The organism is Streptomyces seoulensis (assembly GCF_022846655.1).
Lineage (GTDB): Bacteria > Actinomycetota > Actinomycetes > Streptomycetales > Streptomycetaceae > Streptomyces.
On the sequence record NZ_AP025667.1, the window covers coordinates 1659900 to 1684815 of the forward strand.

The following is a 24916-nucleotide window of genomic DNA, read 5'->3' on the forward strand; positions in this document are numbered from 1 at the left end:
GTCAGAGGCCCAGCTCACGGCAGTCGTGCAGGGTGGCGATCGCGTCCGCGTCGCCCTCCAGCGCCACCTTGGCCGCGTCCTGCCGCCCGTAGGCGAACATCAGCAGCTCGGCGGGCTCGCCGGTCGCCGTGACCACCGGGGCGCCCCGGTGCGCGACCACCGTGCGGCCGTCCGGGCGGCGCAGCACCAGCCCGGTCGGCGCGTGCCGCCCGGTCAGCCGGGCCGTGCGCTCCAGCCGCGACCACAGCACGTCCTGGAACACCGGGTCCAGCTCACGCGGGCTCCACTCCGGCTGTGCGCGGCGCACGTCCTCGGTGTGGATGAAGAACTCGACGGTGTTGGCCGCCTCGTCCACCTGCTTGAGCCGGAACGGGGAGAACTTCGGCGGACCGGTGCGGATCAGCCGGATCAGTTCGTCGTAGGGCCTGGCCGCGAACTCGTCCATCACGCGTTCCAGGCGGGAGGCCAGTGGCCTCGCGAGCATCCCGGCCGCCGCGTCCGGGCGCCGTTCGCGCACCACCACGTGTGCGGCCAGATCACGGGTCGTCCAGCCCTCGCACAGGGTCGGTGCGTCCGGGCCGGCGGTTTCCAAGAGGTCGGCGAGCAGGAGCCGTTCACGCTTGGCGAAGGTCGACATGACCTCAGCCTACGGCCACACCCGAGTACCACGCAGCGGACACGGACCGTGACCTGGAGCGCCGCACGGCACAATGGCACCCATGACCCGTACGACCGGCAGCCCCCGTCCCAGCGGCCTCGACCCCGAGATCGCCGCCCGCCTCAAGCGCGACCCGGACGGACTCGTCCCCGCCGTGGCCCAGCAGTACGACACCGGCGAGGTGCTGATGCTCGGCTGGATGGACGACGAGGCGCTGCACCGCACGCTGACCACCGGCCGCTGCACGTACTGGTCCCGCAGCCGCCAGGAGTACTGGGTCAAGGGCGACACCTCGGGCCACGTCCAACTGGTGAAGTCCGTCGCGCTGGACTGCGACGCCGACACCCTGCTCGTCAAGGTCGACCAGACCGGCGCGGCCTGCCACACCGGTGACCGCACCTGCTTCGACGCCGACGTGCTGCTGAAGGCCGAGGAGCGGTGAGCGCCATGGACCTGGACACCTTCCGCAAGCTCGCCGCCGACCGGCGCGTCATCCCGGTCACCCGCAAGCTCCTGGCCGACGGCGACACTCCCGTGGCCCTCTACCGCAAGCTCGCCGCCGAGCGCCCCGGCACCTTCCTGCTGGAATCCGCCGAGAACGGCCGCTCCTGGTCCCGGTACTCCTTCGTCGGCGTCCGCTCGGCCGGCACCCTCACCACCCGCGACGGCGAGGCCCACTGGCTCGGCACCCCGCCGGTCGGCGTCCCCACCGACGGCGACCCGCTCGCCGCGCTGCGCGCCACCCTCCAGGCCCTGCACACCCCGCACCTTCAGGGTCTGCCGCCCTTCACCGGCGGCATGGTCGGCTACCTCGGCTACGACATCGTCCGCCGCCTGGAGAAGATCGGCCCCGGCGAGCGCGACGACCTGAAGCTGCCCGAGCTGACCATGCTGCTCACCAGCGACCTCGCCGTGATGGACCACTGGGAGGGCTCGGTCCTGCTGATCGCCAACGCGATCAACCACAACGACCTCGACACCGGCGTGGACGAGGCGTACGCCGACGCGGTCGCCCGGCTCGACGCCATGGAGGCCGACCTGGCCCGCCCGGTCGCCCAGCCCCCGGCTGTGCTGCCCCCCTCCGAGCTGCCCGAGTACACCGCGCTGTGGGGCGGCCCCGACTTCCAGGAGGCCGTCGAGGACGTCAAGGAGCGCATCCGCGCGGGCGAGGCGTTCCAGGTCGTGCCCTCCCAGCGCTTCGAGACCCCGTGCACCGCGAGCGCCCTCGACGTCTACCGGGTGCTGCGCGCCACCAACCCGTCCCCGTACATGTACCTGTTCCGCTTCGACGGGTTCGACGTGGTCGGCTCCTCGCCCGAGGCACTGGTCAAGGTCGAGGACGGGCGCGCCATGGTGCACCCCATCGCCGGCACCCGGCACCGGGGCGCCACCCCGCAGGAGGACCAGGCCCTCGCCGACGAGCTGATGGCCGACCCCAAGGAGCGCGCCGAGCACCTGATGCTGGTCGACCTCGGCCGCAACGACCTCGGCCGGGTCTGCGAGCCCGGCTCGGTGGAGGTCGTCGACTTCATGTCGATCGAGCGCTACTCGCACGTCATGCACATCGTGTCCACCGTCACCGGCGAGGTCGCGGGCGGGCGCACCGCCTTCGACGTGCTCACCGCCTGCTTCCCGGCCGGCACCCTCTCCGGCGCCCCCAAGCCCCGCGCGATGCAGATCATCGACGAACTCGAGCCCTCCCGGCGCGGCCTGTACGGCGGCTGCGTCGGCTACCTCGACTTCGCGGGCGACTCCGACACCGCCATCGCCATCCGCACCGCCCTGCTGCGCGACGGCACGGCATACGTGCAGGCGGGAGCGGGGATCGTAGCCGACTCCGACCCGGTCGCGGAGGACCAGGAGTGCCGCAACAAGGCGGCGGCCGTGCTGCGCGCGGTGCACACCGCCAACCGGCTGGGCACCGCCGGCTGAGCCGATTGCCGAACCCCGGATGACGCTTCGTCCGGGGTTCAGGCGATAGTGGAGTACGTGACTGCCGTACCTCACCCCCGTTCCGAAGCCGCCGCGCCCGCCCGGTCCGGCCGGCGCAGCCTCGCCGCCGCCCTGCTGTTCGGCGCGCTCGGCGCGGCCGTGGCCCTGCTGGCGACCCGGCAGCGCTGGTCCGAGGGGACCGCGACGGTCGCCGGAGGCGCCTTCCCGCTGACCGCCAAGGGCAGTGACGTCACCGGCGTCCCGGCCGCCCTCGCCGTCGTGGGCCTCGCCGCGCTCGTCGCCGTCTTCGCCGTGCGCCGGGCCGGCCGGTTCGCTGTCGCCGCACTGCTCACGCTCTCCGGCGCGGGCATCGTCGCCGCCGCCCTCGCCGGGGTCGCCGACGGCTCCGCGCTGGACGAGAAGGCGGCCGAGGCCACCGGCGACACCTCGGCCACCGTCGAGGCGCTCACCCACACCGGCTGGCCCTACGCCGCCGCGGCGGGCGGGGTGCTGATCCTGCTCGCCGGACTCCTCGCGCTGCGCTACGGCCCCCGCTGGCCCGCCATGTCCGGCCGCTACGAGCGCGGCACGGACCGCCCGCGGCGCAGCGCCCGCCCGGTCGACCCGGAGCGCCCCGAGGAGATCTGGAAGGCCCTGGACCGGGGCGAGGACCCCACCGGCGCCTGAACCCGCGCGCGGGTGTGGGCAATCAGACTTCCACCCCCGCGTCGATCACGCGCTGGCGTACGGGACAATGGACGGCGAGCGACCGGCTCGGACAGTGACGGGCGGGCTCGGAACCGTACGACACGTACGACATGTACTACGACACGTACACAGCAACGAGGAGCAAGTCATGGCGGGCAGCAGCCACGGTCACACCCCGGCCGCCTGGACCGGTGTCATCATCGCCTTCATCGGTTTCTGCGTCTCGGGCGCCTTCATCGTGATGGCCCAGCCCGTCGGCTTCTGGGCCGGTCTGGTGATCGTGGTCCTCGGTGGCGTCGTGGGCTGGATCATGCGCTCCATGGGCCTCGGCATGCCGAAGGAGAGCGCCACCCCGGTCCGCCCTGCCGCGGCAGCCACCCGTGAGCCGGTCGGCGCGGAGAGCTGAGCCGAATCGCCTGAAGGGGCGCCCCGGAGCCGTACGGACGGCACCAGGGGCGCCCCTCGCGCGTCCGCCGGGGGCCCACGGCACAATGCCAGGGTGAATGCCGACAGCGGTGCCGCCTCGCCCCTCTCCCCGCCCGCCAGGCCCGAGGACGCCCCGCTGTGGCGGCGCCTCGCCACCCCGGCCGGGGTCCTCGCGGCGGTGGCCGGAGCCTTCGCCTACGTCGGCGCCGTCGACCCCAACCAGCCCGGCCACTACCCGGTCTGCCCGCTCTACGCGCTCACCGGGCTGTACTGCCCCGGCTGCGGCGGACTGCGCAGCGCGCACGCCTTCGTCCACGGCGACCTCCTCGGCGCCCTGCACGACAACGCGGCCGGTGTCGCCGCCTACCTCGCCTTCGCCGTGCTCTGGACGGTCTGGGTGGTCCGCGTGGCCCGGGGCCGGCCGGTGCGGCTCGTCCTCGGAGGTACGCCGCTGTGGGTCCTCGGCTCCGCGCTGCTGCTCTTCACCGTCGTCCGGAACCTGCCGTTCGGTGGCTTGATCCGTCCTTGATCAACAGTGAATGTCCAGGTAATGGGACCGCCGACCGCCGGATGCGAGCCCTGGCACCTCCTCCGGATACCATCGACGTGACCATGGGTTTTCGAACCCGCCCCAGGACCAACGGCTGAAAGGGGGCCGCTCGCGTGAGTGTGCTCGACGAGATCATCGACGGAGTCCGGGCCGACCTCGCGGAGCGGCAGGCCCGCGTCAGCCTCGACGAGCTCAAGGAGCGCGCGGCCGCGGCGCCGGCCCCCAAGGACGGCGTGGCCGCCCTCAAGGGCGACGGCGTCAAGGTGATCTGCGAGGTCAAGCGCTCCAGCCCGTCCAAGGGCGCGCTGGCCGCCATCGCCGACCCGGCCGCCCTGGCCGCCGACTACGAGGCGGGCGGCGCCGCCGTCATCTCCGTCCTCACCGAGCAGCGCCGCTTCGGCGGCTCGCTGGCCGACCTCGAGGCCGTCCGCGCCCGCGTCGACATCCCGGTGCTGCGCAAGGACTTCATCGTCACCTCGTACCAGCTCTGGGAAGCCCGCGCGTACGGCGCCGACCTCGCGCTGCTCATCGTCGCCGCGCTGGAGCAGCCCGCGCTGGAGTCGCTGATCGAGCGCGCCGTCTCCATCGGCCTGACCCCGCTGGTCGAGGTCCACGACGAGGACGAGATCGAGCGTGCCGTGGACGCGGGCGCCAAGATCATCGGCGTCAACGCCCGCAACCTGAAGACCTTGGAGGTCGACCGGGGCACCTTCGAGCGGATCGCCCCGGAGATCCCCGACGAGCTGGTCAAGGTGGCGGAGTCCGGCGTGCGCGGCCCGCACGACCTGATCGCCTACGCCAACGCGGGCGCCGACGCCGTCCTGGTCGGGGAGTCCCTGGTCACCGGCCGCGACCCCAAGACCGCGGTGGCCGACCTGGTGGCCGCGGGCGAGCACCCCGCTCTGCGGCACGGCCGCGGCTGATCCCCCGGTAGGCTTGACCCCGTGACCCTCACCCTGACCACCGTGGACCGGCACGCCCGCCTCGCGCGCGGCTGCCGCCCGCGGGGCTGCCGCGCGCCGGCCCGCCGGGTCCACGGCCGCAGGGTGCGGTACCACATCGGGGCCGAGCCCGGGCAGGTGAACGGCATGCGATGGCGACAGCCGACCCGCAGGGGCGCGGGGAACGGCGCGACCAGCCACGAACGGCTCGCGGCCAAGTAACCATCCCCGCCCCCACGGCGAATAGTGTCGATTTCACACGCACTCACCGTGAGGTACTGGCATGCCCAGCAGCAACTACTTCTTCCCTGACCCGGAGGGCCAAGTGCCCACCACTCAGGGCTACTTCGGCGCCTTCGGCGGCAAGTTCATCCCGGAGGCCCTGGTCGCCGCCGTGGACGAGGTGGCCGTCGAGTACGACAAGGCCAAGGCGGACCCGGAGTTCGCCCGCGAGCTGAACGACCTCATGGTCGACTACACCGGCCGCCCCAGCTCGCTCACCGAGGTCCCGAGGTTCGCCGAACATGCCGGCGGAGCCCGCGTGTTCCTCAAGCGCGAGGACCTGAACCACACCGGCTCGCACAAGATCAACAACGTGCTCGGCCAGGCCCTGCTGACCAAGCGCATGGGCAAGACCCGCGTGATCGCGGAGACCGGCGCAGGACAGCACGGCGTCGCCACCGCCACCGCCTGCGCCCTGTTCGGCCTCGACTGCACCATCTACATGGGCGAGATCGACACCGAGCGCCAGGCGCTCAACGTCGCCCGGATGCGCATGCTCGGCGCCGAGGTCGTGGCCGTGAAGTCCGGCAGCCGCACCCTGAAGGACGCCATCAACGAGGCGTTCCGCGACTGGGTCGCCAACGTCGACCGCACCCACTACCTCTTCGGCACCGTCGCCGGACCCCACCCCTTCCCGGCGATGGTCCGCGACTTCCACCGCGTCATCGGCGTCGAGGCCCGCCGCCAGATCCTGGAGCGCGCCGGGCGCCTGCCGGACGCCGCCATCGCCTGCGTCGGCGGCGGCTCCAACGCCATCGGCCTCTTCCACGCCTTCATCCCCGACGAGGACGTGCGCCTGATCGGCTGCGAGCCCGCCGGGCACGGCATCGACACCGGCGAGCACGCGGCCACCCTGACCGCGGGCGAGCCCGGCATCCTGCACGGCTCCCGTTCCTACGTCCTCCAGGACGACGAGGGCCAGATCACCGAGCCGTACTCGATCTCGGCCGGCCTGGACTACCCCGGCATCGGCCCCGAGCACTCCTACCTCAAGGACTCCGGCCGGGGCGAGTACCGCGCCGTCACCGACGACGCCGCGATGCAGGCGCTGCGCCTGCTGTCGCGCACCGAGGGCATCATCCCGGCCATCGAGAGCGCCCACGCGCTGGCCGGCGCCCTGGAGGTCGGCAAGGAGCTGGGCCCGGGCGGGCTGATCCTCGTCAACCTCTCCGGCCGCGGCGACAAGGACATGGACACCGCCGCCCGGTACTTCGGGCTCTACGACACCGACGCCGAGGTCGCGGCCGACGAGGCCCACACCGCCGAGATCGAGGGGGACGCCAAGTGAGCGGCAACATCCAACTGCTGTCGGACACCCTCGCCGCCGCGAAGGCCGAGGACCGCGCCGCACTCATCGCCTACCTCCCGGCCGGGTTCCCGACCGTGGACGGCGGCATCGAGGCGATCAAGGCCGTCTTCGACGGCGGCGCCGACGTCGTCGAGGTCGGTCTGCCGCACAGCGACCCGGTGCTCGACGGCCCGGTCATCCAGACCGCCGACGACATCGCCCTGCGCGGCGGCGTACGCATCGCGGACGTCATGCGCACGGTCCGCGAGGCCCACGCGGCCACCGGCAAGCCGGTGCTCGTCATGACGTACTGGAACCCCATCGACCGCTACGGCGTCGAGCGGTTCACCGCCGAGCTGGCCGAGGCGGGCGGCGCGGGCTGCATCCTGCCCGACCTGCCGGTGCAGGAGTCCGCGCTGTGGCGCGAGCACGCCGACAAGCACGGCCTCGCCACCGTCTTCGTGGTCGCCCCCAGCAGCAGGGACGCCCGGCTCGCCGAGATCACCGCGGCGGGCAGCGGCTTCGTGTACGCGGCCTCGCTGATGGGTGTCACCGGCACCCGTGAATCCGTCGGCGCGCAGGCCGAGGACCTGGTGACGCGTGCCCGCGCCACCCGCGACGACCTGCCCGTCTGTGTCGGCCTCGGCGTCTCCGACGCGGCCCAGGCCGCCGAGGTGGCCGCCTTCGCCGACGGCGTCATCGTCGGCTCGGCCTTCGTGAAGCGGATGCTGGACGCCCCCGACGACGCCTCCGGTGTCGAGGCGGTGCGCGCGCTCGCCGCCGACCTGGCGAAGGGCGTCCGCCGGGACGCCTGAGCCGGTCACTCGAACGGGTGGACCTCCGGCCGGGGAGGCGCAATGCGCCTCCCCGGTTCGTTCAGGGGGTGTGAGCGAGAAGAACCGTGACGGAAGGCGCACCGCCCGCCAGCGCCTGGCGGCCGAGCGCGAGAAGCAGAAGTCCGCTGAGAAGCGCCGGCGCGCGCTGATCGTCGGCGTCAGTGTCGTCGGCGTCCTGGGTCTCGCGGCGGTGATCGGGGTCGTCGCGGCCAACGCGGGCAAGGACAAGGGCAGCAAGAAGGCGGGCCCGGTCGTGGCCCCGTCCGGCGCGCAGGGCAAGGACAGCCTGGCGATCCCGGTCGGTGGGGAGGGCGCCAAGTCCACGCTCACCATCTGGGAGGACTTCCGCTGCCCCGCCTGCCAGTCCTTCGAGACCCGGTACCGCTCCACGCTGCACGAGCTGACGGACGCGGGCAAGCTCCGCGTCGAGTACCACCTGGTCCGCCTGATCGACGGCAACATGGGCGGCACCGGCTCGCTGCGCTCGGCCAACGCGGCGGCCTGCGCCCAGGACGCCGGGAAGTTCCGCGAGTACCACGACGTGCTGTACGCGAACCAGCCCCAGGAGACCGACGACGCCTTCGCCGACAACGGCAAGCTGATCGACCTCGCGGGCAAGGTCAAGGGCCTCGACACGCCCGCGTTCCGCTCGTGTGTGAACGACGGCACCCACAACAGCTGGGTGGACCGCTCCCAGCAGGCGTTCGCCTCCGGCAGCTTCGGCGGCACGCCCACCGTGCTGTTCGGCGGCAAGAACATCTACCAGGACCAGTCCATGACCCCCGAGAAGCTCAAGGAGATGGTGGAGGCGGCCGACCGCGGGTGAGGCGTTTTTCTCACCTCCCCGTTATGGACCCGTAGCCCGGCCGCGAGGCGACCGCGCGGCCCGGCACGGTAGCGTCGACCTTGCCATGGAACTTGCCTACATTCCCAGTCCGTCGCGCGGGGTGCTGTACCTCGGCCCTGTCCCGCTGCGCGGTTACGCCTTCTGCATCATCATCGGTGTCTTCGTCGCCGTCTGGCTCGGCAACAAGCGCTGGGTAGCGCGGGGCGGACGCCCCGGCACCGTCGCCGACATCGCGGTGTGGGCCGTCCCCTTCGGCCTCGTCGGCGGCCGGCTCTACCACGTGATCACGGACTATGAGCTGTACTTCAGTCCGGGCCGCGACTGGGTGGACGCCTTCAAGGTGTGGGAGGGCGGCCTGGGCATCTGGGGCGCCATCGCGCTCGGCGCGGTCGGCGCATGGATCGGTGCCCGGCGCATGGGCGTGGCCCTGCCCGCCTACGCCGACGCCGTCGCCCCCGGCATCGCTTTCGCGCAGGCCATCGGCCGCTGGGGCAACTGGTTCAACCAGGAGCTGTACGGCCACGAGACGAACCTGCCCTGGGCCCTGCACATCACCTCCTCCGAGGGCGGCCGGGTGCCGGGTTACTACCACCCGACCTTCCTCTACGAATCCCTGTGGTGCGTGGGTGTCGGTCTCCTGGTCATCTGGGCCGACCGCCGCTTCAAGCTGGGCCACGGCCGCACCTTCGCGCTGTACGTCGCCGCGTACTGCGCGGGCCGCGCCTGGATCGAGTACATGCGGGTGGACGACGCCCACCACATCCTGGGTGTCCGGCTGAACGTCTGGACGGCCGTGGTGGTGTTCCTGCTGGCGGTGACCTACCTGGTCCTCTCCGCACGGCGCCGGCCGGGACGCGAGGCGGTCGTGGAGCCCGGTGTCTCCGACGGTCCGGCCGAGGACGAGGCGGACGCCGCTGACGGTGAGACGAAGGCCGAGGCGGAGGGCGGGGCCGAGGACGGGGACGGGGCCAAGGTCGACGTGACCAAGGCCGAGAAGGCTGAGAAGCCAGAGAAGGCCGAGAAGCCCGAGCCCGTGGATTCCCCGGCCGAGGCCGGTGCCGAGGCCGACGCCGAACCCAAGGCCGAGGCCGCCGGGGTCAAGGACACGGCCGAGTCCGGCAAGAAGGGCTGACCACAGCCCCGTACGCACGCCGAAGGGCGCCCGGAACACTCCGGGCGCCTTTCGGCGTGTTCAGGCCCCGCGGGCCGTCGACAGGATCCGCTGGGCCTGGGCCACCGCCGCCGCGTCGATGAAGCGGCCGTCCGGGAGGGCCAGCGCGCCCTGCTCGGCAGCGGCCGCCTTCAGTACCGTCTCGGCCTCCGCCAGCTCCTCCGGGGTGGGCAGATAGGCCCGCGCGATCACCGGGAGCTGGCGGGGATGGATCGCCGCGCGGCCCACGAAGCCGAGGGCGCGGCCGTGGGCGCAGGACGCGGCGAGACCGTCCAGGTCCCGTACGTCCGGGTGGACCGACTGGGGCGGCGGGGCCAGTCCGGCCGCGCGGGCGGCCACCACCACCCGCGAGCGGCACCAGTCCAGGCCCGTGTCGGCCCGTACCCCGAGGTCGGAGCTGAGGTCGGCCTCGCCGAGGGACAGCCCGCGCAGGGCGGGGTGCGCGGTGGCGATGGCGTAGGCGTGCTCGATGCCGAGGGCGGACTCCAGCAGCGCGTACAGCGGGAGCGCGGTGGCCTCGGCGGTGCGGCGGATCTGCTCGGGCACGGCCACCTTGGGCAGCCGCAGCCCGGAGGCGCCCGGCAGGTCGGCCAGCGCGGTGAGGTCGGCCGCCGCCCAGGGGCCCTCGGAGCCGTTGAGACGGACGTGGACCGGGACCGGCTGGGGGTCGGCGAGCCGTTCGGCGGTGGCCGCGCGGGCGTACTCCTTGCGGTCCGGGGCGACCGCGTCCTCCAGGTCGATCACCACCACGTCGGCACCCGCCACCAGCGCCTTGTCCACCACGTGCGGCCGGTCACCGGGGACGTACAGCCAGGTCAGCGGGGTCACAGCGCGCCCTCCTCGCGCAGGGCGCCGATCTCGGCCGGGCCGAGGCCCAGCTCGGTGAGGACCGCGTCGGTGTCGGCGCCGTGTCCGCGCCCGGCCCAGCGGATCGCACCGGGGGTCGCGGAGAGCCGGAAGAGGACGTTCTGCATGCGCAGCGGGCCCAGCTCGGGGTCGGCCACGGTGGTGACCGTGTCCAGCGCCTGGTACTGCGGGTCGTCCAGCACGTCCCGTACGTCCTGCACGGGGGCGATGGCCGCCTCCGCCTTCTCGAAGGCGGCCAGCACCTCGTCACGGGGGCGGGCCGCGATCCAGTTGCCGACCGCCTCGTCCAGCTCGTCGGCGTGCGCGGCCCGCTGCACCCCGGTGGCGAACCAGGGCTCGTCGGTCAGCTCCGGGCGGCCCACCAGGCGCATCACCCGTTCCGCCACCGACTGCGCCGAGGTGGAGACCGCGACCCAGGCGCCGTCCAGGGTGCGGTAGGTGTTGCGCGGCGCGTTGTTCGCGGACCGGTTGCCGGTGCGTTCCTGGACGTAGCCGAGCTGGTCGTACCAGGTCGGCTGGGGGCCCAGCACGGCGAGCATCGGCTCGATGATCGCCATGTCCACCACCTGCCCGGTGCCGGTGTGCTGCCGGGCGGCCAGCGCGGTGAGCACGGCGTACGCGGTGGCCAGGGCGGCGATGGAGTCGGCGAGCCCGAAGGGCGGCAGGGTCGGGGGCGCCTCCGGCTCGCCGGTGAGGGCGGCGAAGCCGCTCATCGCCTCGGCCAGCGTGCCGAAGCCGGGCCGGTGCGCGTACGGGCCGAACTGGCCGAAGGCCGTGACCCGCGCGAGGACGAGCCGGGGGTTGGCCGCCGACAGCTCGGGCCAGCCCAGGTCCCACTTCTCCAGGGTGCCGGGCCGGAAGTTCTCGATCACCACGTCGGCGGTGGCGGCGAGCCTGAGCAGGGTGTCCCGGCCGCCCGGGCGGGACAGGTCGAGGGTGATGGTCCGCTTGTTGCGGCCGAGCACCTTCCACCACAGGCCCACCCCGTCCTTGGCCGGGCCGTGCCCCCGCGACGGGTCGGGCCGCAGCGGATGCTCCACCTTGATCACCTCGGCGCCGAAGTCACCCAGCATCGTGGCGGCCAGCGGACCGGCGAACAGGGTGGCCAGGTCCAGCACCCGCAGGCCGTCCAGCGGCGGGCGGGGCGCGTTCTCGGTGCGGTCGGCGCTCATGCGGTGTACTGCGCCTCGATCTCGGGGCGGTACGGCATCGACGCCGACGCCCCCTCCCGCTGCACCGACAGCGCGGCCGCGGCCGCCGCCCAGGACAGCGCCTCCCGCAGCGGCTTCTCCTCGGCGACGGCCACCGCGTAGGCACCGGCGAAGGTGTCGCCCGCGCCGGTGGAGTCCACCGCCGCCACCTGGTGCGCGGGCACCGCGAGCGGCTCGGTGTTCCGGGACACGTACAGGCACCCCGCCTCGCCCAGGGTGAGCACTACCTCCGGCACCAGTTCGAGCAGGCCCACGGCCGCGTCGAGCGGGTCGGTGCGGCCGGTGAGGGTGACGGCCTCGTACTCGTTGGGGACCAGCACGTCGGTCACGCTCAGCAGCTCCTCCGGCAGCGGCTGGGCGGGGGAGGGGGTGAGCACCGTGCGGACGCCGTGCCGCCTGGCCGCCTCCGCGCCCGCGACGACGGCCGCGAGCGGGACCTCCAGTTGCAGCAGCAGCGCGTCGGCGGAGGCGATCAGGCCCTCGTCGCCGGGGGAGAGGTGGTCGACGGTGCCGTTGGCGCCGGGGACGACGACGATGGAGTTGCCGCCCTCGTCGTCCACCACGATGTGCGCGGTGCCCGACGGGCCCTCGACCGTGCGCAGGAAGTCGGTGTCCACGCCGGAGTGTTCGAGGTTGTCGCGGAGCCGGGCGCCGTACGCGTCGTTGCCGACCGCGCCGATCAGCGACACCGTGGCGCCCGCGCGGGCGGCGGCCATCGCCTGGTTGGCGCCCTTGCCGCCGGGGATGGTGCGGAACTCCCGTCCGGTGACGGTCTCGCCGCGCTGCGGTGCCTTGGCGACATAGGTGACGAGGTCCATGTTCGTGCTGCCGAGCACGACGATGTGGGTCATGGGCGGGTCGCTTCCAGATGGGTGAGTCGGGCGAGGGTGTCGAAGCCGGTGCCGTCGAAGTCGGCGACCGAGGTGGCGAGCCGGTTCTTCAGCGGGGCCCGCCAGCGCTCGGGCAGTGCGTCGGGGGCGCCCGCGAGGAGGCCCGCGACGCAGCCGGCCGTCGCGCCGTTGGAATCGGTGTCCCAGCCGCCCGAGACCGCACGGCAGACCGAGCCGGTGAAGTCGCCGTCCGCGTGGGTGAGCGCGGCGGCGATCAGGGCGGTGTTGGGCAGGGCGTGCACCCAGTGGTGGGTGGGGGCGTACAGGGCGTGCAGTTCGTCCACGACGTCGTCGAAGTCGGCCCTCTGCTGCGCCAGTCGGACGGCGTGGCCGATGGCGCGGGCCAGCCGGGAGCCGGGCGGGACGACCGTGAGGCCGGTGCGCAGGCAGGCGTGCACGTCCTTGGTGCCGGCGGACGCGGCGGCGATGACGGCGGCCGCGAACATCGCCGCGTGGACGCCCGTCGAGGTGTGGGTGAGGGCCGCGTCCCGGTGGGCCTGCGCGGCGGCGGCCGCCGGGTCGCCCGCGTTGGTCCAGCCGTGCACATCGGCCCGGATCAGGGCGCCGATCCACTCGCGGAACGGGTTGCGGTGGCGGGCGGTGTACGGGGGCTCGACACCGCCGAGGAGGTTGCGCAGGGCGACGCGCTCGGCGGTGAAGGCGCGGCCGGGCGGGAGTTCGTCCAGCCAGAGCCGGGCCACGTCGGCGGTGGTGAAGGCGCGGCCGTGGCGGCGGAGCAGGAGCAGGCCCAGCAGGGGGTAGTTGAGGTCGTCGTCCTCCGGCATGCCGTCGATGTTCTCGGCCAGCGAGGTCGGGGCGGAGCGGCGGTTCCAGGGGTGCCGGGCGAGCAGGTCCTCGGGGACGCCCTTCGCCGTGAACCACGTGGTCAGCGGCCAGTTTCCGGTGGCGCGGGCGAGGGCGCGGATGCCGTCGAGGGGGAGCTTCTCCACCGGTTTGCCGAGCAGGCAGCCGATGGCCCGGCCGAGCCAGGCGGCCTCCAGCGCGCGCGGGTCGGGGGCCGTGCGCCCGGTGGGGGAGGCGGGCCAGTCGGGGCACAGGGCCTCGATCCGGTCCAGCGCGGTCGGCTCCAGGTCCGCCGACTCGCTGGGCAGCTCGGCGAGTTCGTCGAGCAGGTCCTCGGCCAGCAGCCGCAGGTAGCGGGAGACGGGCTCCGGTGAGGCGCCGGCCCGCTCGGGGGCGTCCGCGCCGCCCGCCGCGCGCCAGCGCGCCTCGATCCGGGCGGCGTTGCGGCCGTCCAGGCGGGCCTGGCGCAGCTCGTGGCCGACCAGGTCCTCGGGCTGCACCCAGGTCAGTCGGAGCATGCCGGGCCTCCCAGCGCGGCGAACGCCCGCTCGTGCGCACGGCGCCGCCCGGTGTCCCGTACGAAGACCTCGCGGGCGACCCCGGCCAGCTCGCGGGCCGGGGCCCACAGGTCCAGCCGGCTCGCCTCGGCCACCGTCTTCGCCCACTCCTCGGGCACCGGCGAGCCGAGCGCGCCCGCGAGAGCACCGGCCATCGTGGCGATCGAGTCGCAGTCCCGGCCGTAGTTGACCGCGCCCAGCACCGCGTGCCGCGCATCGCCGCCCGCGACCACCAGCATGCCGAGGGCGACCGGGAGTTCCTCGATGGAGTGCAGCCGGGAGGGGCGGCGGGCGCCGAGGGAGGGGGCGCGGTAGTCGGGGCCGACCGTGTCGTACGGGGCGACCGCCTGCCGGAGCGGGGTCAGCGCCGACTCGAAGTCGCCGTACCCGGCGGCCACTTCGCAGACCTTCTCGATCGCCTCGCGGGTGCCGTCCTTGGCCAGCGCGAGGCAGGCGGCCACCACCGAGTCCGGGGTCGCGCCGGGCGCGCACGCCGCGGCCACGGCCGCCGCGAACACCCCGGCCGCCTCCCGGCCGTACGAGGACTGGTGGGCGCCCGCCACGTCCAGTGCCTCGGCGTACGCGGCCGCCGGGTTGGCGGCGTTGACCAGGCCGACCGGGGCCATGTACATCGCCGCCCCGCAGTTGACGATGTTGCCGGTGCCCGCCTCGCGCGGGTCCACGTGCCCGTACGCGATCCGGGCCACGAGCCACTTCTCGGCGAGGAAGATCCGCTGCAGCGGCAGCGCCTCCGCCTCCAGCTCGGGGATCCAGCGCGGCTCGGTCATCAGGTCCGGAACCAGGTGCTCCGCGACGGCGTACGCGTCGAGGTGGTCGCGGACGCGGGCGTAGACCCGGATCAGCGCGTGCGTCATCAGGGTGTCGTCGGTGACGTGCCCGTCGCCCTTGTGGTACGGCGCGATCGGGCGGGCGGTGCGCCAGTCGTCGCCGTTCCAGGGGCCGACGATCCCGTGCACCCGGCCGCCGTGGCGCTCGACGATCTGGTCGGGGCCGTAGCCCTCGACCGGGCCGCCGAGGGCGTCTCCCACGGCCGCGCCGAGCAGGGCGCCGGTGATCCGCTCGTCCAGGCAGGCCGCGCTCGGACCGGCGATTTCGTCATCTTTGGGCGTCATGCCCGCATCATCCCCCTGGCCGGGTCCGTTGGGCGGCTTCCAGCAGCCCGGCGAGTTCCACCAGGTCGGTGCCGGTCAGCCGGGGCAGCGTGCAGCCGGAGAGGGTCCGGCAGGAGCGCCGCCACGCCTCCGGCACGCACTCCCCGCCGCCCAGCGCGCCGCAGAGCGCCCCGGCGAGCGCGGGCGCGGAGTCGGCGACGCGGGACAGGCAGGCGGCGGCCGGCACCGCCTCGGCGATGCGCCCGCCGGCCGCGAGGGTCAGCGCGAGCGCCACGGGGACCGTCTCGGCGGCGGCGATGCCGTAGCTGTAGACGTGGTCCACGATCTGGTGCTCCAGCAGGGGGACCAGGGCGAACGCGGTGTCGGCGCCGGTCACCAGGGCCAGCGCGTGCCGGGCGTTGCGGCCGATCTCCGTGCCCTCGGGCAGCTCGTCCAGCGCGGCCGCCACACACGCGTCCGCGCCGGCGCCGGTCAGGGCGGTGGCCAGTGCCGCCGCCATGGCCCGCGCGCCGTGCACCCCGTCGCCGTCCTGGGTGTAGCGGGCGTCGAACTCGGCGAGGTCGGCCGCGCGTGCCGGGTCGCCGGGGTGGGCGACGGCCAGCACGCAGGCGCGTACGCAGGCCGCGTCGTCGAAGTAGTGCGGGTTGTCGTGGCCGGTGGCGGGCGGGCGCAGCCCGGCGGCGAGGTTGCCGAGGCCCGCGCGCACCGAGATCCGGGCGCGCAGGGGCAGTACGGCCGACTCGATCTCCGGCGCGCGCTCGGCCGCCGCGGCGACCTCGGAGGCCACGGCGGTCCAGGTCAGGTCGATCGCGGCGCGCATGCGGCGGTCCCGGCTGAGGTCGCCCAGGACGTCGTCCCCGGCGCGCAGCACCGCCTCCGCCGCGAACGCCGCCCACTCCGCGTCGTCGGACGGGCCGAGCCTGAGCGGTTCCGGGGGCTGGTTCAGCGCGATGGGCACGGGCAGCGTGGTGGTGGCGTTCTGCTCGGCGAACGTGTCCAGCTCCCGCGTGAGCCGTCGCGTCCATTCGGGCATGCGGGCCGCCCGGTGCCGTGCGGCGGGCCATCCGGCCGCGTCCCCGGCGGCGAGCCCGAGCAGCAGTCCCTCGATCCGCCGGGTCACGACGGGATCTCCGCTTCGTCCTCCTGGGCGGCGCCCGCGAGCGGGAACGGCGTCTGCGTGGCCGTACCCGTCAGGGCGAGCGGTGGCTCACCGGCGGGCACCACGACGGGCCCCGAGAGCGCGAGCCGCACCCCCTCCGGCAGCAGGTCGGGCAGGACCACCCCCTCGCCCCACTTGCCGCCCTCCTCGGGGGTCAGCAGTTCGGCCACGTCGAGGATGTGGTGGCCGGACATGGCGGGCAGGCAGCGGCCGCGGGCCGGGCCGATGGCCGCGGCCCAGGCCGCGGGGATGGCACCGACACCGCTGGTGGCACCGGCCAGCGCCCCTGCCACCGCCGCCGTCGTGTCGGCGTCGCGGCCCATGTTGACGGCCGTCAGGACCGCTTCGCGGAAGTCGCCGTCGGCGGCCGCGTAGGCGCCGAAGGCGAGGGCGACCGCCTCGGGGGCGAGGTCGGTCCAGGGGTAGCCGCCGATGACCACGGCGGAGCGCACCGCGCGTTCGCCCCGGTGGGCGACGGCGACCGCGCGGCGCAGGGAGCGGGCGGTCCAGGAGTCGTCGGGCACGGCGGCGAGGGCGGCCGCGATCACCACGGCCGGCTCCGCGCCCGCCATCGCGGCGGCCACCCCGGCCGCGACCGCCTGACCGCCGTAGATCCCCTCGCCCTCGTGGCTGACCGAGCCGTCGATCGCCACCAGCCGGGCCGCCTCGGCGGGCCGCCCCGCGGCGAACACCCCGAACGGCGCCGCCCGCATCGCCAGCCCGTCGCTCCAGGCGTGCCGGTGCTGGGCGGAGATGGGCGCGGCCAGCCCCCGCCGCAGGTTCTCCAGCGTGCCCCGCTCGCTGAAGCCCGCTCCCCGGAAGGGACCCTCGGCCCGGTCCGCGATCCACTGGTGCCAGGCCGCCTCCACGTGCGCCGGGGTGAGCGCGGAGCCGTGCCGGGCCAGCAGCAGCCCGGAGAAGATCGCGTACTCGGTGTCGTCCGTGCCGCACGGACGCTCGGTGACGTACCCGGTGATCCGGCCCCAGCGGGCGCGGATCTCGGAGGGCTTCAGGTTCTCGGCCGGGGCGCCCAGCGCGTCCCCGACGGCCAGGCCGAGCAGCGCGCCGCGCGCCCGCTCACGGAGTCCGGGCCCCGAGGGGGCGGGCAGCGGTGAAGCGGGTGCGATCGATGCCATGGGCGGGACCCTCCTTCGCCAGGACCGCGTGGCCCTTTGCCCATGTGTCCCACCCCGGGAGCGGTGCCCTAGCCTCCCGGCCCCCGCCATCACCCGCTCGGTACCCGGAAATCCCCGTCCTGGACGCCTGAGCAGGGAAGACGCCGTGGGTTAGCGCAGCCTCGCCTTGCTGGCGGCGGCGCGCGGATCGCCGTAGATTGGGGGTCTTCGAAAAATAGAACAGGTCCAAAGTTAGCTTTGGCTCAGCTTACCGGGGGTCCGTATGGCCATCATCGAAACCGAGGCCGCGCTGCACGAGGCGCACCGCGACAATCACACGCACCGCGATGTGAACGGCGGCTGGCTGCGCCCCGCCGTCTTCGGCGCGATGGACGGCCTGGTCTCCAACCTCGCCCTGATGACCGGTGTCGCGGGCGGCTCGGTGAGCCACCAGACGATCGTGATCACGGGCCTCGCCGGGCTCGCGGCCGGTGCCTTCTCGATGGCGGCCGGCGAGTACACCTCCGTCGCCTCGCAGGCCGAACTCGTCCAGGCCGAGCTGGACGTCGAGCGCCGTGAGCTGCGCAAGCACCCGCAGGCCGAGGAGGACGAGCTGGCCGCGCTGTACGCCTCCCGCGGTGTCGAGCCCGCGCTCGCCCGCGAGGTCGCCCGGCAGTTGTCGAAGGACCCCGAGCAGGCCCTGGAGATACACGCCCGGGAGGAGCTGGGCATCGACCCCGAGGACCTGCCCTCCCCGCTGACCGCCGCCGTCTCCTCCTTCGGCGCCTTCGCCCTGGGGGCCCTGCTCCCCGTGCTGCCCTACCTGCTGGGCGCCACCGCCCTGTGGCCGGCCGTACTGCTCGCGCTCGCCGGACTGTTCGGCTGTGGCGCGGTGGTGGCCAGGGTGACCGCCCGTAGCTGGTGGTTCAGCGGACTGCGCCAGCTCGCTCTCGGCGGCGCGGCGGCGGGGGTCACCTTCGCCCTGGGCAGCCTGTTCGGGACCGCTGTGGGATGAGAGACCCTGGACATATGCCGGGGCACGCATAAATAATTGTTACTCGCGGGTTTCGCACGGTTGGCCGTCGGGCATGAGCCGTAAGCACTGCGGGCAACGGCGCTCGCGGTGCACTTCGCGGGACGGGCGACGACGCCCGGCCGCCCCCGGGGCCGCCCGGTGCCGATCCGCCCGGTCGCCACCCGTCCGGCCCACTCGCGAAACCCCGCTCGAACTTGCTGTGAACCCCGCTTTTCCAGCCGCCCGGAGCGGCGCCCGCCGTACCCCACGGCACCCCGCCGCGCCTCCCTGTGGCGTCCGCATGGTGGAACGGAGTATCCGGTTCCCGACAAGCGTTCCATCATGTAACCTGCACGAAATTTTGCACCTCGCAGAGGGCCAGCGTCGTCCCTCGGCACCTGCCAAACGCCACATGACGACGACGGGAGAGCCGATGCGTACGACGCGCCAGCCGTCCCAGCATCCCGTGACCGACCGCGCCTGGTCCTTCATGGATGCCCGCCCTGCCAAGCAGGGCATGTACGACCCCCGCGACGAGCACGACGCCTGCGGCGTCGGCTTCGTGGCCACCCTCACCGGTGAGGCGAGCCATGCGCTGGTCGAGCAGGCGCTGACCGTACTGCGCAATCTCGAACACCGCGGCGCGACCGGCTCCGAACCCGACTCCGGGGACGGCGCCGGCATCCTCTCCCAGGTGCCCGACGCCTTCTTCCGCGAGGTGGCCGGATTCGACCTTCCGGCCGCCGGTTCCTACGCCGTCGGCATCGCCTTCCTGCCCGAGGACGGCACCGCCGAAGTCGTCTCACGTATCGAGACGATCGCCGCCGAGGAGGGCCTCACCGTCCTCGGCTGGCGCGAGGTCCCGGTCGCCCCCGAGCTGCTCGGCGCGACCGCCCGCTCGACCATGCCGGCCTTCCGTCAGCTCTTCGTCGCCGACGGGTTCAGCGAGGGCATCGCTCTCGACCGCAAGGCGTTCGTGGTGCGCAAGCGCGCCGAGCGGGAGGCCGGGGTCTACTTCCCGTCCCTGTCCGCCCGGACGATCGTCTACAAGGGCATGCTGACCACCGGCCAGCTCGAACCCTTCTTCCCGGACCTGTCCGACCGCCGCTTCGGCTCCGCGATCGCGCTGGTGCACTCCCGCTTCTCCACGAACACCTTCCCGTCGTGGCCGCTGGCGCACCCGTACCGCTTCGTCGCCCACAACGGTGAGATCAACACCGTCAAGGGCAACCGCAACTGGATGCGCGCCCGCGAGTCCCAGCTCGGCTCCGACCTGTTCGGCACCGACGACAACCTCGCCCGCACCTTCCCGGTCTGTACGCCGGACGCCTCCGACTCGGCGTCCTTCGACGAAGTGCTGGAACTGCTCCACCTGGGCGGGCGCTCGCTGCCGCACTCGGTGCTGATGATGATCCCGGAGGCGTGGGAGAACCACGACTCCATGGACCCGGCCCGGCGCGCCTTCTACCAGTTCCACTCCACGATGATGGAGCCCTGGGACGGCCCCGCCTGCGTCACCTTCACCGACGGCACCCAGGTCGGCGCCGTCCTCGACCGCAACGGCCTGCGTCCCGGCCGCTACTGGGTCACCGACGAGGGCCTGGTCGTCCTCGGCTCCGAGGTCGGCGTCCTCGACATCGACCCCGCCAGGGTGGTCCGCAAGGGCCGGCTCCAGCCCGGCCGGATGTTCCTGGTGGACACCGCCGAGCACCGCATCATCGAGGACGACGAGATCAAGGCGCAGCTCGCCACCGAGCAGCCCTACGGCGACTGGATGGAGACCGGCGAGATCGAGCTGGGCGACCTGCCCGAGCGCGAGCACATCGTCCACACCCACGCCTCCGTCACCCGCCGTCAGCAGACCTTCGGCTACACCGAGGAAGAGCTGCGGATCATCCTCGCCCCGATGGCCAAGGCCGGCGCCGAGCCGATCGGCTCCATGGGCACCGACAGCCCCATCGCGGCCCTCTCCGAGCGCCCCCGGCTGCTCTTCGACTACTTCACCCAGCTCTTCGCCCAGGTCACCAACCCGCCGCTGGACGCCATCCGCGAGGAACTGGTCACCTCCCTGCGCAGCTCGCTGGGCCCCCAGGGCAACCTGCTCGACCCGACCGCGGCCTCCTGCCGCTCGGTCCTGCTGCCCTTCCCGGTCATCGACAACGACGAGCTGGCCAAGCTCATCCACATCAACGCCGACGGCGACATGCCCGGCTTCAAGGCCGCCACCCTCTCCGGCCTGTACCGGGTCTCCGGCGGCGGCGAGTCCCTGGCCGCGCGCATCGAGGAGATCTGCGCCGAGGCCGACGCCGCCATCGACAACGGCGCCCGGCTGATCGTCCTGTCCGACCGGCACTCCGACGCCGAGCACGCGCCGATCCCCTCGCTGCTGCTCACCGCCGCGGTCCACCACCACCTCATCCGCACCAAGGAGCGCACCCACGTCGGCCTGCTGGTCGAGGCCGGTGACGTGCGCGAGGTCCACCACGTCGCCCTGCTGATCGGCTACGGCGCCGCCGCGGTCAACCCCTACCTGGCGATGGAGTCCGTCGAGGACCTGGTCCGCGCGGGCACCTTCCTGCCCGGCATGGAGCCGGAAGCGGCCATCCGCAACCTCATCCACGCCCTCGGCAAGGGCGTGCTGAAGGTGATGTCCAAGATGGGCATCTCCACCGTGGCCTCCTACCGGGGCGCCCAGGTCTTCGAGGCCGTCGGCCTGGACGACGCCTTCGTGGAGAAGTACTTCGTCGGCACCACCACCAAGATCGGCGGCGTCGGCCTCGACGTCGTCGCCCGCGAGGTCGCCGCCCGGCACGCCAAGGCGTACCCCGCCAGCGGCATCGCGCCCGCGCACCGCACGCTGGACATCGGCGGCGAGTACCAGTGGCGCCGCGAGGGCGAGCCGCACCTGTTCGACCCGGAGACGGTCTTCCGCCTCCAGCACTCCACCCGCTCGGGCCGCTTCGACATCTTCAAGAAGTACACCGACCGGGTGAACGAGCAGTCCGAGCGCCTGATGACGCTGCGCGGCATGTTCGGCTTCGACTCCGGCCGCGCCCCCATCCCGGTGGACGAGGTCGAGCCGGTCTCCGAGATCGTCAAGCGCTTCTCCACCGGCGCCATGTCGTACGGCTCCATCTCGCAGGAGGCGCACGAGACCCTCGCCATCGCCATGAACCAGTTGGGCGGCAAGTCCAACACCGGTGAGGGCGGCGAGGACGCCGAGCGGCTCTACGACCCGGCCCGGCGCAGCGCCATCAAGCAGGTCGCCTCCGGCCGCTTCGGCGTCACCTCCGAGTACCTGGTCAACGCGGACGACATCCAGATCAAGATGGCCCAGGGTGCCAAGCCCGGCGAGGGCGGCCAGCTCCCCGGCCACAAGGTCTACCCGTGGGTGGCCAAGACCCGGCACTCCACGCCCGGCGTCGGCCTGATCTCCCCGCCGCCGCACCACGACATCTACTCCATCGAGGACCTCGCCCAGCTCATCCACGACCTGAAGAACGCCAACCCGTCGGCCCGCATCCACGTGAAGCTGGTCTCCGAGGTCGGCGTCGGCACGGTCGCGGCCGGCGTGTCCAAGGCGCACGCCGACGTGGTGCTGGTCTCCGGCCACGACGGCGGCACCGGCGCCTCCCCGCTCACCTCGCTCAAGCACGCGGGCGGCCCCTGGGAGCTCGGCCTCGCCGAGACCCAGCAGACCCTGCTGCTCAACGGGCTGCGCGACCGGATCGTCGTCCAGACCGACGGCCAGCTCAAGACCGGCCGTGACGTGGTCATCGCCGCGCTGCTCGGCGCCGAGGAGTTCGGCTTCGCCACCGCCCCGCTGGTGGTCTCCGGCTGCGTGATGATGCGCGTCTGCCACCTGGACACCTGCCCGGTCGGCATCGCCACCCAGAACCCCGTCCTGCGCGAGCGCTTCGACGGCAAGGCCGAGTACGTCGTCAACTTCTTCCGGTTCATCGCCGAAGAGGTCCGCGAACTCCTCGCCGAGCTGGGCTTCCGCTCCATCGAGGAGGCCGTCGGCCACGCCGAGGTGCTCGACGTGGAGCGCGCGGTCGACCACTTCAAGGCCCAGGGCCTGGACCTGGCACCGCTGTTCCACGTGCCCGAGCTGCCCGAGGGCGCGGTCCGCCACCAGGTCGTCTCCCAGGACCACGGACTGGAGAAGGCGCTCGACAACGAGCTGATCAGGCTCGCCGCCGACGCGCTCGCCGCCACCGACGCCACCGAGGCGCACCCGGTGCGCGCCCAGGTCGCCATCCGCAACATCAACCGCACGGTCGGCACCATGCTCGGCCACGAGGTGACCCGGAAGTTCGGCGGCGCGGGCCTGCCCGACGACACCGTCGACATCACCTTCACCGGCTCGGCCGGCCAGTCCTTCGGCGCCTTCCTGCCGCGCGGTGTCACGCTCCGCCTGGAGGGCGACGCCAACGACTACGTCGGCAAGGGCCTCTCCGGCGGCCGGATCGTGGTCCGCCCCGACCGGGCGGCCGACCACCTCGCCGAGTACTCCACCATCGCCGGCAACACCATCGGCTACGGCGCCACCGGGGGCGAGCTGTTCCTGCGCGGCCGTACCGGCGAGCGGTTCTGCGTCCGCAACTCCGGGGCCCTGGTGGTCTCCGAGGGCGTCGGCGACCACGGCTGCGAGTACATGACCGGCGGTCACGCGGTCGTCCTCGGCCCGACCGGCCGCAACTTCGCGGCGGGCATGTCCGGCGGCATCGCGTACGTCATCGACCTCGACCCGGACAACGTCAACGCGGGCAACGCCGGCGCGGTCGAGCCGCTGGACGACGCCGACCGCACCTGGCTGCACGACGTGGTGCGCCGCCATGCCGAGGAGACCGGCTCCACGGTCGCGGAGAAGCTGCTCGCGGACTGGGACCGGTCCGTCACGCGCTTCAGCAGGATCATCCCCAGCACGTACAAGGCAGTGCTCGCCGCCAAGGACGCCGCCGAGCGAGCCGGTCTCTCCGAGACCGAGATCACCGAGAAGATGATGGAGGCGGCGACCAATGGCTGATCCCAAGGGCTTCCTGAACCACGGCCGCGAGGTCGCCCGGACCCGTCCCGTCGACGAGCGCGTCAAGGACTGGAACGAGGTCTACGCCCCCGGCGCCCTGCTGCCGATCATCGGCAAGCAGGCCAGCCGGTGCATGGACTGCGGCATCCCGTTCTGCCACAACGGCTGTCCGCTCGGGAACCTGATCCCGGAGTGGAACGACTACGCCTACCGGCAGGACTGGGCCGCCGCCTCCGAGCGGCTGCACGCGACCAACAACTTCCCCGAGTTCACCGGCCGGCTCTGCCCCGCGCCCTGTGAGTCGGCGTGCGTGCTCGGCATCAACCAGCAGCCGGTCACCATCAAGAACGTCGAGGTCTCCATCATCGACCAGGCGTGGGAGACCGGGGACGTGGCCCCGCGCATCCCCGAGCGGCTGTCCGGCAAGACGGTCGCGGTCATCGGCTCAGGACCGGCCGGACTCGCCGCCGCCCAGCAGCTCACCCGCGCCGGCCACACGGTCGCCGTCTACGAGCGCGCCGACCGCGTCGGCGGCCTGCTGCGGTACGGCATCCCCGAGTTCAAGATGGAGAAGCGGCACATCAACCGCCGTATCGAGCAGATGCGCGCGGAGGGCACCCGGTTCCGCACCGGTGTGGAGGTCGGCCGCGACCTGAAGGCCGGCGACCTGAAGAAGCGGTACGACGCGGTCGTCATCGCCGCCGGTTCCACCACCGCCCGTGATCTCCCCGTCCCCGGCCGCGAACTGACCGGCATCCACCAGGCGATGGAGTACCTGCCGCTGTCCAACAAGGTCCAGGAGGGCGACTACGTGGCCCCGCCGATCACGGCCGAGGGCAAGCACGTCGTCGTCATCGGCGGCGGCGACACCGGCGCCGACTGCGTGGGCACCGCCCACCGCCAGGGCGCCGCCTCCGTCACCCAGCTGGAGATCATGCCCCGTCCGAACGACGAGCGGCACCCGGTGAACCAGCCCTGGCCGACCTTCCCCATGCTGTACAAGGTCACCAGCGCCCACGAGGAGGGCGGCGAGCGGGTCTACGCCGTCTCCACCACCCACTTCGAGGGCGACGAGGACGGCAACGTCCAGTGGCTGCACCTGGCCGAGGTCGAGTTCATCGAGGGCAAGCTGACCCCCAAGCCCGGCAGCGAGCGGAAGATCCCGGCCCAACTGGTGACCCTCGCCATGGGCTTCACCGGCACCGACCGGGAGAACGGCCTGGTCGACCAGTTCGGCCTGGAGCTGGACGAACGCGGTAACATCGCCCGCGACGCCGACTTCCGGACCAACGTGCCCGGCGTGTTCGTCGCCGGTGACGCCGGCCGCGGCCAGTCCCTGATCGTGTGGGCCATCGCCGAGGGCCGTTCCGCCGCCCGCGGCGTGGACCGCCACCTGACCGGGGCCAGCGACCTGCCCGCCCCGATCCGCCCGACCGACCGCGCCCTGGCGGTCTGACCCACACAAACCCGGTGTGCCGTACAAGGGCGTACGGAACA

Annotated in this window: 22 protein-coding genes; 14 read left to right on the forward strand and 8 right to left on the reverse strand. The window is 73.3% G+C overall.

Annotated elements, in window-relative coordinates; all coding sequences use genetic code 11:
* Position 1 precedes the first annotated feature (1 nt).
* Positions 2–637 (reverse strand): TIGR03085 family metal-binding protein, encoded by a 636-nt coding sequence (locus HEK131_RS07635; protein ID WP_217462681.1) that lies wholly within the window; start codon positions 635–637, stop codon positions 2–4.
* An 82-nt stretch (positions 638–719) separates the two neighbouring features.
* On the opposite strand from HEK131_RS07635, the gene hisI reads away from it, so the two are divergent.
* The 11 genes from hisI to lgt all read left to right on the forward strand — a co-directional run bounded on the left by hisI (position 720) and on the right by lgt (position 9600).
* Complete coding sequence (gene hisI / locus HEK131_RS07640; protein ID WP_161150912.1) at positions 720–1100, forward strand: phosphoribosyl-AMP cyclohydrolase; 381 nt, start codon at positions 720–722, stop codon at positions 1098–1100.
* Positions 1101–1105: 5 nt separating this feature from the next.
* On the forward strand, positions 1106–2590 hold the full coding sequence (locus HEK131_RS07645) for an anthranilate synthase component I (RefSeq protein WP_244451962.1): 1485 nt from the start codon (positions 1106–1108) through the stop codon (positions 2588–2590).
* A gap of 48 nt (positions 2591–2638) precedes the next feature.
* Positions 2639–3277: a TIGR02234 family membrane protein gene (locus HEK131_RS07650; protein WP_217462680.1), complete on the forward strand. Its 639-nt coding sequence runs from the start codon at positions 2639–2641 to the stop codon at positions 3275–3277.
* A gap of 169 nt (positions 3278–3446) precedes the next feature.
* A complete protein-coding gene (locus tag HEK131_RS07655; RefSeq protein WP_217462679.1) occupies positions 3447–3704 on the forward strand; it encodes an HGxxPAAW family protein in 258 nt (85 codons plus the stop codon).
* A gap of 93 nt (positions 3705–3797) precedes the next feature.
* Positions 3798–4253, forward strand: coding sequence for a DUF2752 domain-containing protein (locus HEK131_RS07660; protein WP_432215617.1), 456 nt, complete (start codon positions 3798–3800; stop codon positions 4251–4253).
* A 134-nt stretch (positions 4254–4387) separates the two neighbouring features.
* On the forward strand, positions 4388–5197 hold the full coding sequence (gene trpC, locus HEK131_RS07665) for an indole-3-glycerol phosphate synthase TrpC (protein ID WP_217462677.1): 810 nt from the start codon (positions 4388–4390) through the stop codon (positions 5195–5197).
* 21 nt (positions 5198–5218) lie between these two features.
* Complete coding sequence (trpM, locus tag HEK131_RS07670) at positions 5219–5437, forward strand: tryptophan biosynthesis modulator TrpM (protein WP_217462676.1); 219 nt, start codon at positions 5219–5221, stop codon at positions 5435–5437.
* A gap of 61 nt (positions 5438–5498) precedes the next feature.
* On the forward strand, positions 5499–6785 hold the full coding sequence (gene trpB, locus HEK131_RS07675; RefSeq protein WP_244334173.1) for a tryptophan synthase subunit beta: 1287 nt from the start codon (positions 5499–5501) through the stop codon (positions 6783–6785).
* A complete protein-coding gene (trpA, locus tag HEK131_RS07680; RefSeq protein ID WP_217462674.1) occupies positions 6782–7600 on the forward strand; it encodes a tryptophan synthase subunit alpha in 819 nt (272 codons plus the stop codon). Before trpB ends, trpA begins: the two co-directional genes overlap by 4 nt.
* Before the next feature lie 70 nt (positions 7601–7670).
* On the forward strand, positions 7671–8447 hold the full coding sequence (locus HEK131_RS07685) for a DsbA family protein (RefSeq protein ID WP_217462673.1): 777 nt from the start codon (positions 7671–7673) through the stop codon (positions 8445–8447).
* Positions 8448–8532: 85 nt separating this feature from the next.
* Complete coding sequence (gene lgt / locus HEK131_RS07690) at positions 8533–9600, forward strand: prolipoprotein diacylglyceryl transferase (RefSeq protein WP_244334174.1); 1068 nt, start codon at positions 8533–8535, stop codon at positions 9598–9600.
* A 60-nt stretch (positions 9601–9660) separates the two neighbouring features.
* Here the strand turns inward: lgt and HEK131_RS07695 are convergent, their stop codons facing one another.
* From HEK131_RS07695 to HEK131_RS07725, 7 genes are read right to left on the reverse strand one after another with little or no spacing between them, the layout of a single operon-like run.
* A complete protein-coding gene (locus HEK131_RS07695; protein WP_244334175.1) occupies positions 9661–10467 on the reverse strand; it encodes an HpcH/HpaI aldolase/citrate lyase family protein in 807 nt (268 codons plus the stop codon).
* A complete protein-coding gene (locus HEK131_RS07700) occupies positions 10464–11678 on the reverse strand; it encodes a CaiB/BaiF CoA transferase family protein (RefSeq protein WP_244334176.1) in 1215 nt (404 codons plus the stop codon). The genes HEK131_RS07695 and HEK131_RS07700 overlap by 4 nt, the downstream gene beginning before the upstream one ends.
* Positions 11675–12568, reverse strand: coding sequence for a ribokinase (gene rbsK / locus HEK131_RS07705; protein ID WP_217462669.1), 894 nt, complete (start codon positions 12566–12568; stop codon positions 11675–11677). Before rbsK ends, HEK131_RS07700 begins: the two co-directional genes overlap by 4 nt.
* Positions 12565–13929, reverse strand: a complete 1365-nt coding sequence (locus tag HEK131_RS07710; protein WP_244334177.1) for an ADP-ribosylglycohydrolase family protein — start codon at positions 13927–13929, stop codon at positions 12565–12567. The genes rbsK and HEK131_RS07710 overlap by 4 nt, the downstream gene beginning before the upstream one ends.
* Positions 13917–15101 (reverse strand): ADP-ribosylglycohydrolase family protein, encoded by a 1185-nt coding sequence (locus HEK131_RS07715; RefSeq protein WP_244334178.1) that lies wholly within the window; start codon positions 15099–15101, stop codon positions 13917–13919. The genes HEK131_RS07710 and HEK131_RS07715 overlap by 13 nt, the downstream gene beginning before the upstream one ends.
* Before the next feature lie 7 nt (positions 15102–15108).
* Positions 15109–16221 (reverse strand): ADP-ribosylglycohydrolase family protein, encoded by a 1113-nt coding sequence (locus HEK131_RS07720; RefSeq protein ID WP_217462666.1) that lies wholly within the window; start codon positions 16219–16221, stop codon positions 15109–15111.
* Positions 16218–17396 carry an ADP-ribosylglycohydrolase family protein gene (locus HEK131_RS07725; RefSeq protein ID WP_244334179.1) on the reverse strand — a complete coding sequence of 393 codons (1179 nt, stop codon included), beginning with the start codon at positions 17394–17396 and terminating at the stop codon, positions 16218–16220. The genes HEK131_RS07720 and HEK131_RS07725 overlap by 4 nt, the downstream gene beginning before the upstream one ends.
* 262 nt (positions 17397–17658) lie before the next feature.
* Here HEK131_RS07725 and HEK131_RS07730 point away from each other — a divergent pair, with 262 nt between their 5' ends.
* The 3 genes from HEK131_RS07730 (at position 17659) to HEK131_RS07740 (ending at position 24875) form a co-directional block, all read left to right on the forward strand.
* On the forward strand, positions 17659–18390 hold the full coding sequence (locus HEK131_RS07730) for a VIT1/CCC1 transporter family protein (protein WP_217462665.1): 732 nt from the start codon (positions 17659–17661) through the stop codon (positions 18388–18390).
* Between the two features lie 433 nt (positions 18391–18823).
* The gene (gltB, locus tag HEK131_RS07735) at positions 18824–23419 is read left to right on the forward strand and encodes a glutamate synthase large subunit (protein ID WP_244334180.1); all 4596 of its coding nucleotides are present in this window, start codon (positions 18824–18826) and stop codon (positions 23417–23419) included.
* A complete protein-coding gene (locus tag HEK131_RS07740) occupies positions 23412–24875 on the forward strand; it encodes a glutamate synthase subunit beta (RefSeq protein WP_217462663.1) in 1464 nt (487 codons plus the stop codon). Before gltB ends, HEK131_RS07740 begins: the two co-directional genes overlap by 8 nt.
* Positions 24876–24916 lie beyond the last annotated feature (41 nt).

Excerpts from the sequence above, each read along its gene's own strand:
- HEK131_RS07635 (WP_217462681.1), bottom strand. The coding sequence starts at position 637 with ATGTCGACCTTCGCCAAGCGTGAACGGCTCCTGCTCGCCGACCTCTTG.
- hisI (WP_161150912.1), top strand. The coding sequence starts at position 720 with ATGACCCGTACGACCGGCAGCCCCCGTCCCAGCGGCCTCGACCCCGAG.
- HEK131_RS07645 (WP_244451962.1), top strand. The coding sequence starts at position 1,106 with ATGGACCTGGACACCTTCCGCAAGCTCGCCGCCGACCGGCGCGTCATC.
- HEK131_RS07655 (WP_217462679.1), top strand. The coding sequence starts at position 3,447 with ATGGCGGGCAGCAGCCACGGTCACACCCCGGCCGCCTGGACCGGTGTC.
- trpB (WP_244334173.1), top strand. The coding sequence starts at position 5,499 with ATGCCCAGCAGCAACTACTTCTTCCCTGACCCGGAGGGCCAAGTGCCC.
- lgt (WP_244334174.1), top strand. The coding sequence starts at position 8,533 with ATGGAACTTGCCTACATTCCCAGTCCGTCGCGCGGGGTGCTGTACCTC.
- HEK131_RS07700 (WP_244334176.1), bottom strand. The coding sequence starts at position 11,678 with ATGAGCGCCGACCGCACCGAGAACGCGCCCCGCCCGCCGCTGGACGGC.
- rbsK (WP_217462669.1), bottom strand. The coding sequence starts at position 12,568 with ATGACCCACATCGTCGTGCTCGGCAGCACGAACATGGACCTCGTCACC.
- HEK131_RS07710 (WP_244334177.1), bottom strand. The coding sequence starts at position 13,929 with ATGCTCCGACTGACCTGGGTGCAGCCCGAGGACCTGGTCGGCCACGAG.
- HEK131_RS07715 (WP_244334178.1), bottom strand. The coding sequence starts at position 15,101 with ATGACGCCCAAAGATGACGAAATCGCCGGTCCGAGCGCGGCCTGCCTG.
- HEK131_RS07725 (WP_244334179.1), bottom strand. The coding sequence starts at position 17,396 with ATGGCATCGATCGCACCCGCTTCACCGCTGCCCGCCCCCTCGGGGCCC.
- HEK131_RS07730 (WP_217462665.1), top strand. The coding sequence starts at position 17,659 with ATGGCCATCATCGAAACCGAGGCCGCGCTGCACGAGGCGCACCGCGAC.
- gltB (WP_244334180.1), top strand. The coding sequence starts at position 18,824 with ATGCGTACGACGCGCCAGCCGTCCCAGCATCCCGTGACCGACCGCGCC.
- HEK131_RS07740 (WP_217462663.1), top strand. The coding sequence starts at position 23,412 with ATGGCTGATCCCAAGGGCTTCCTGAACCACGGCCGCGAGGTCGCCCGG.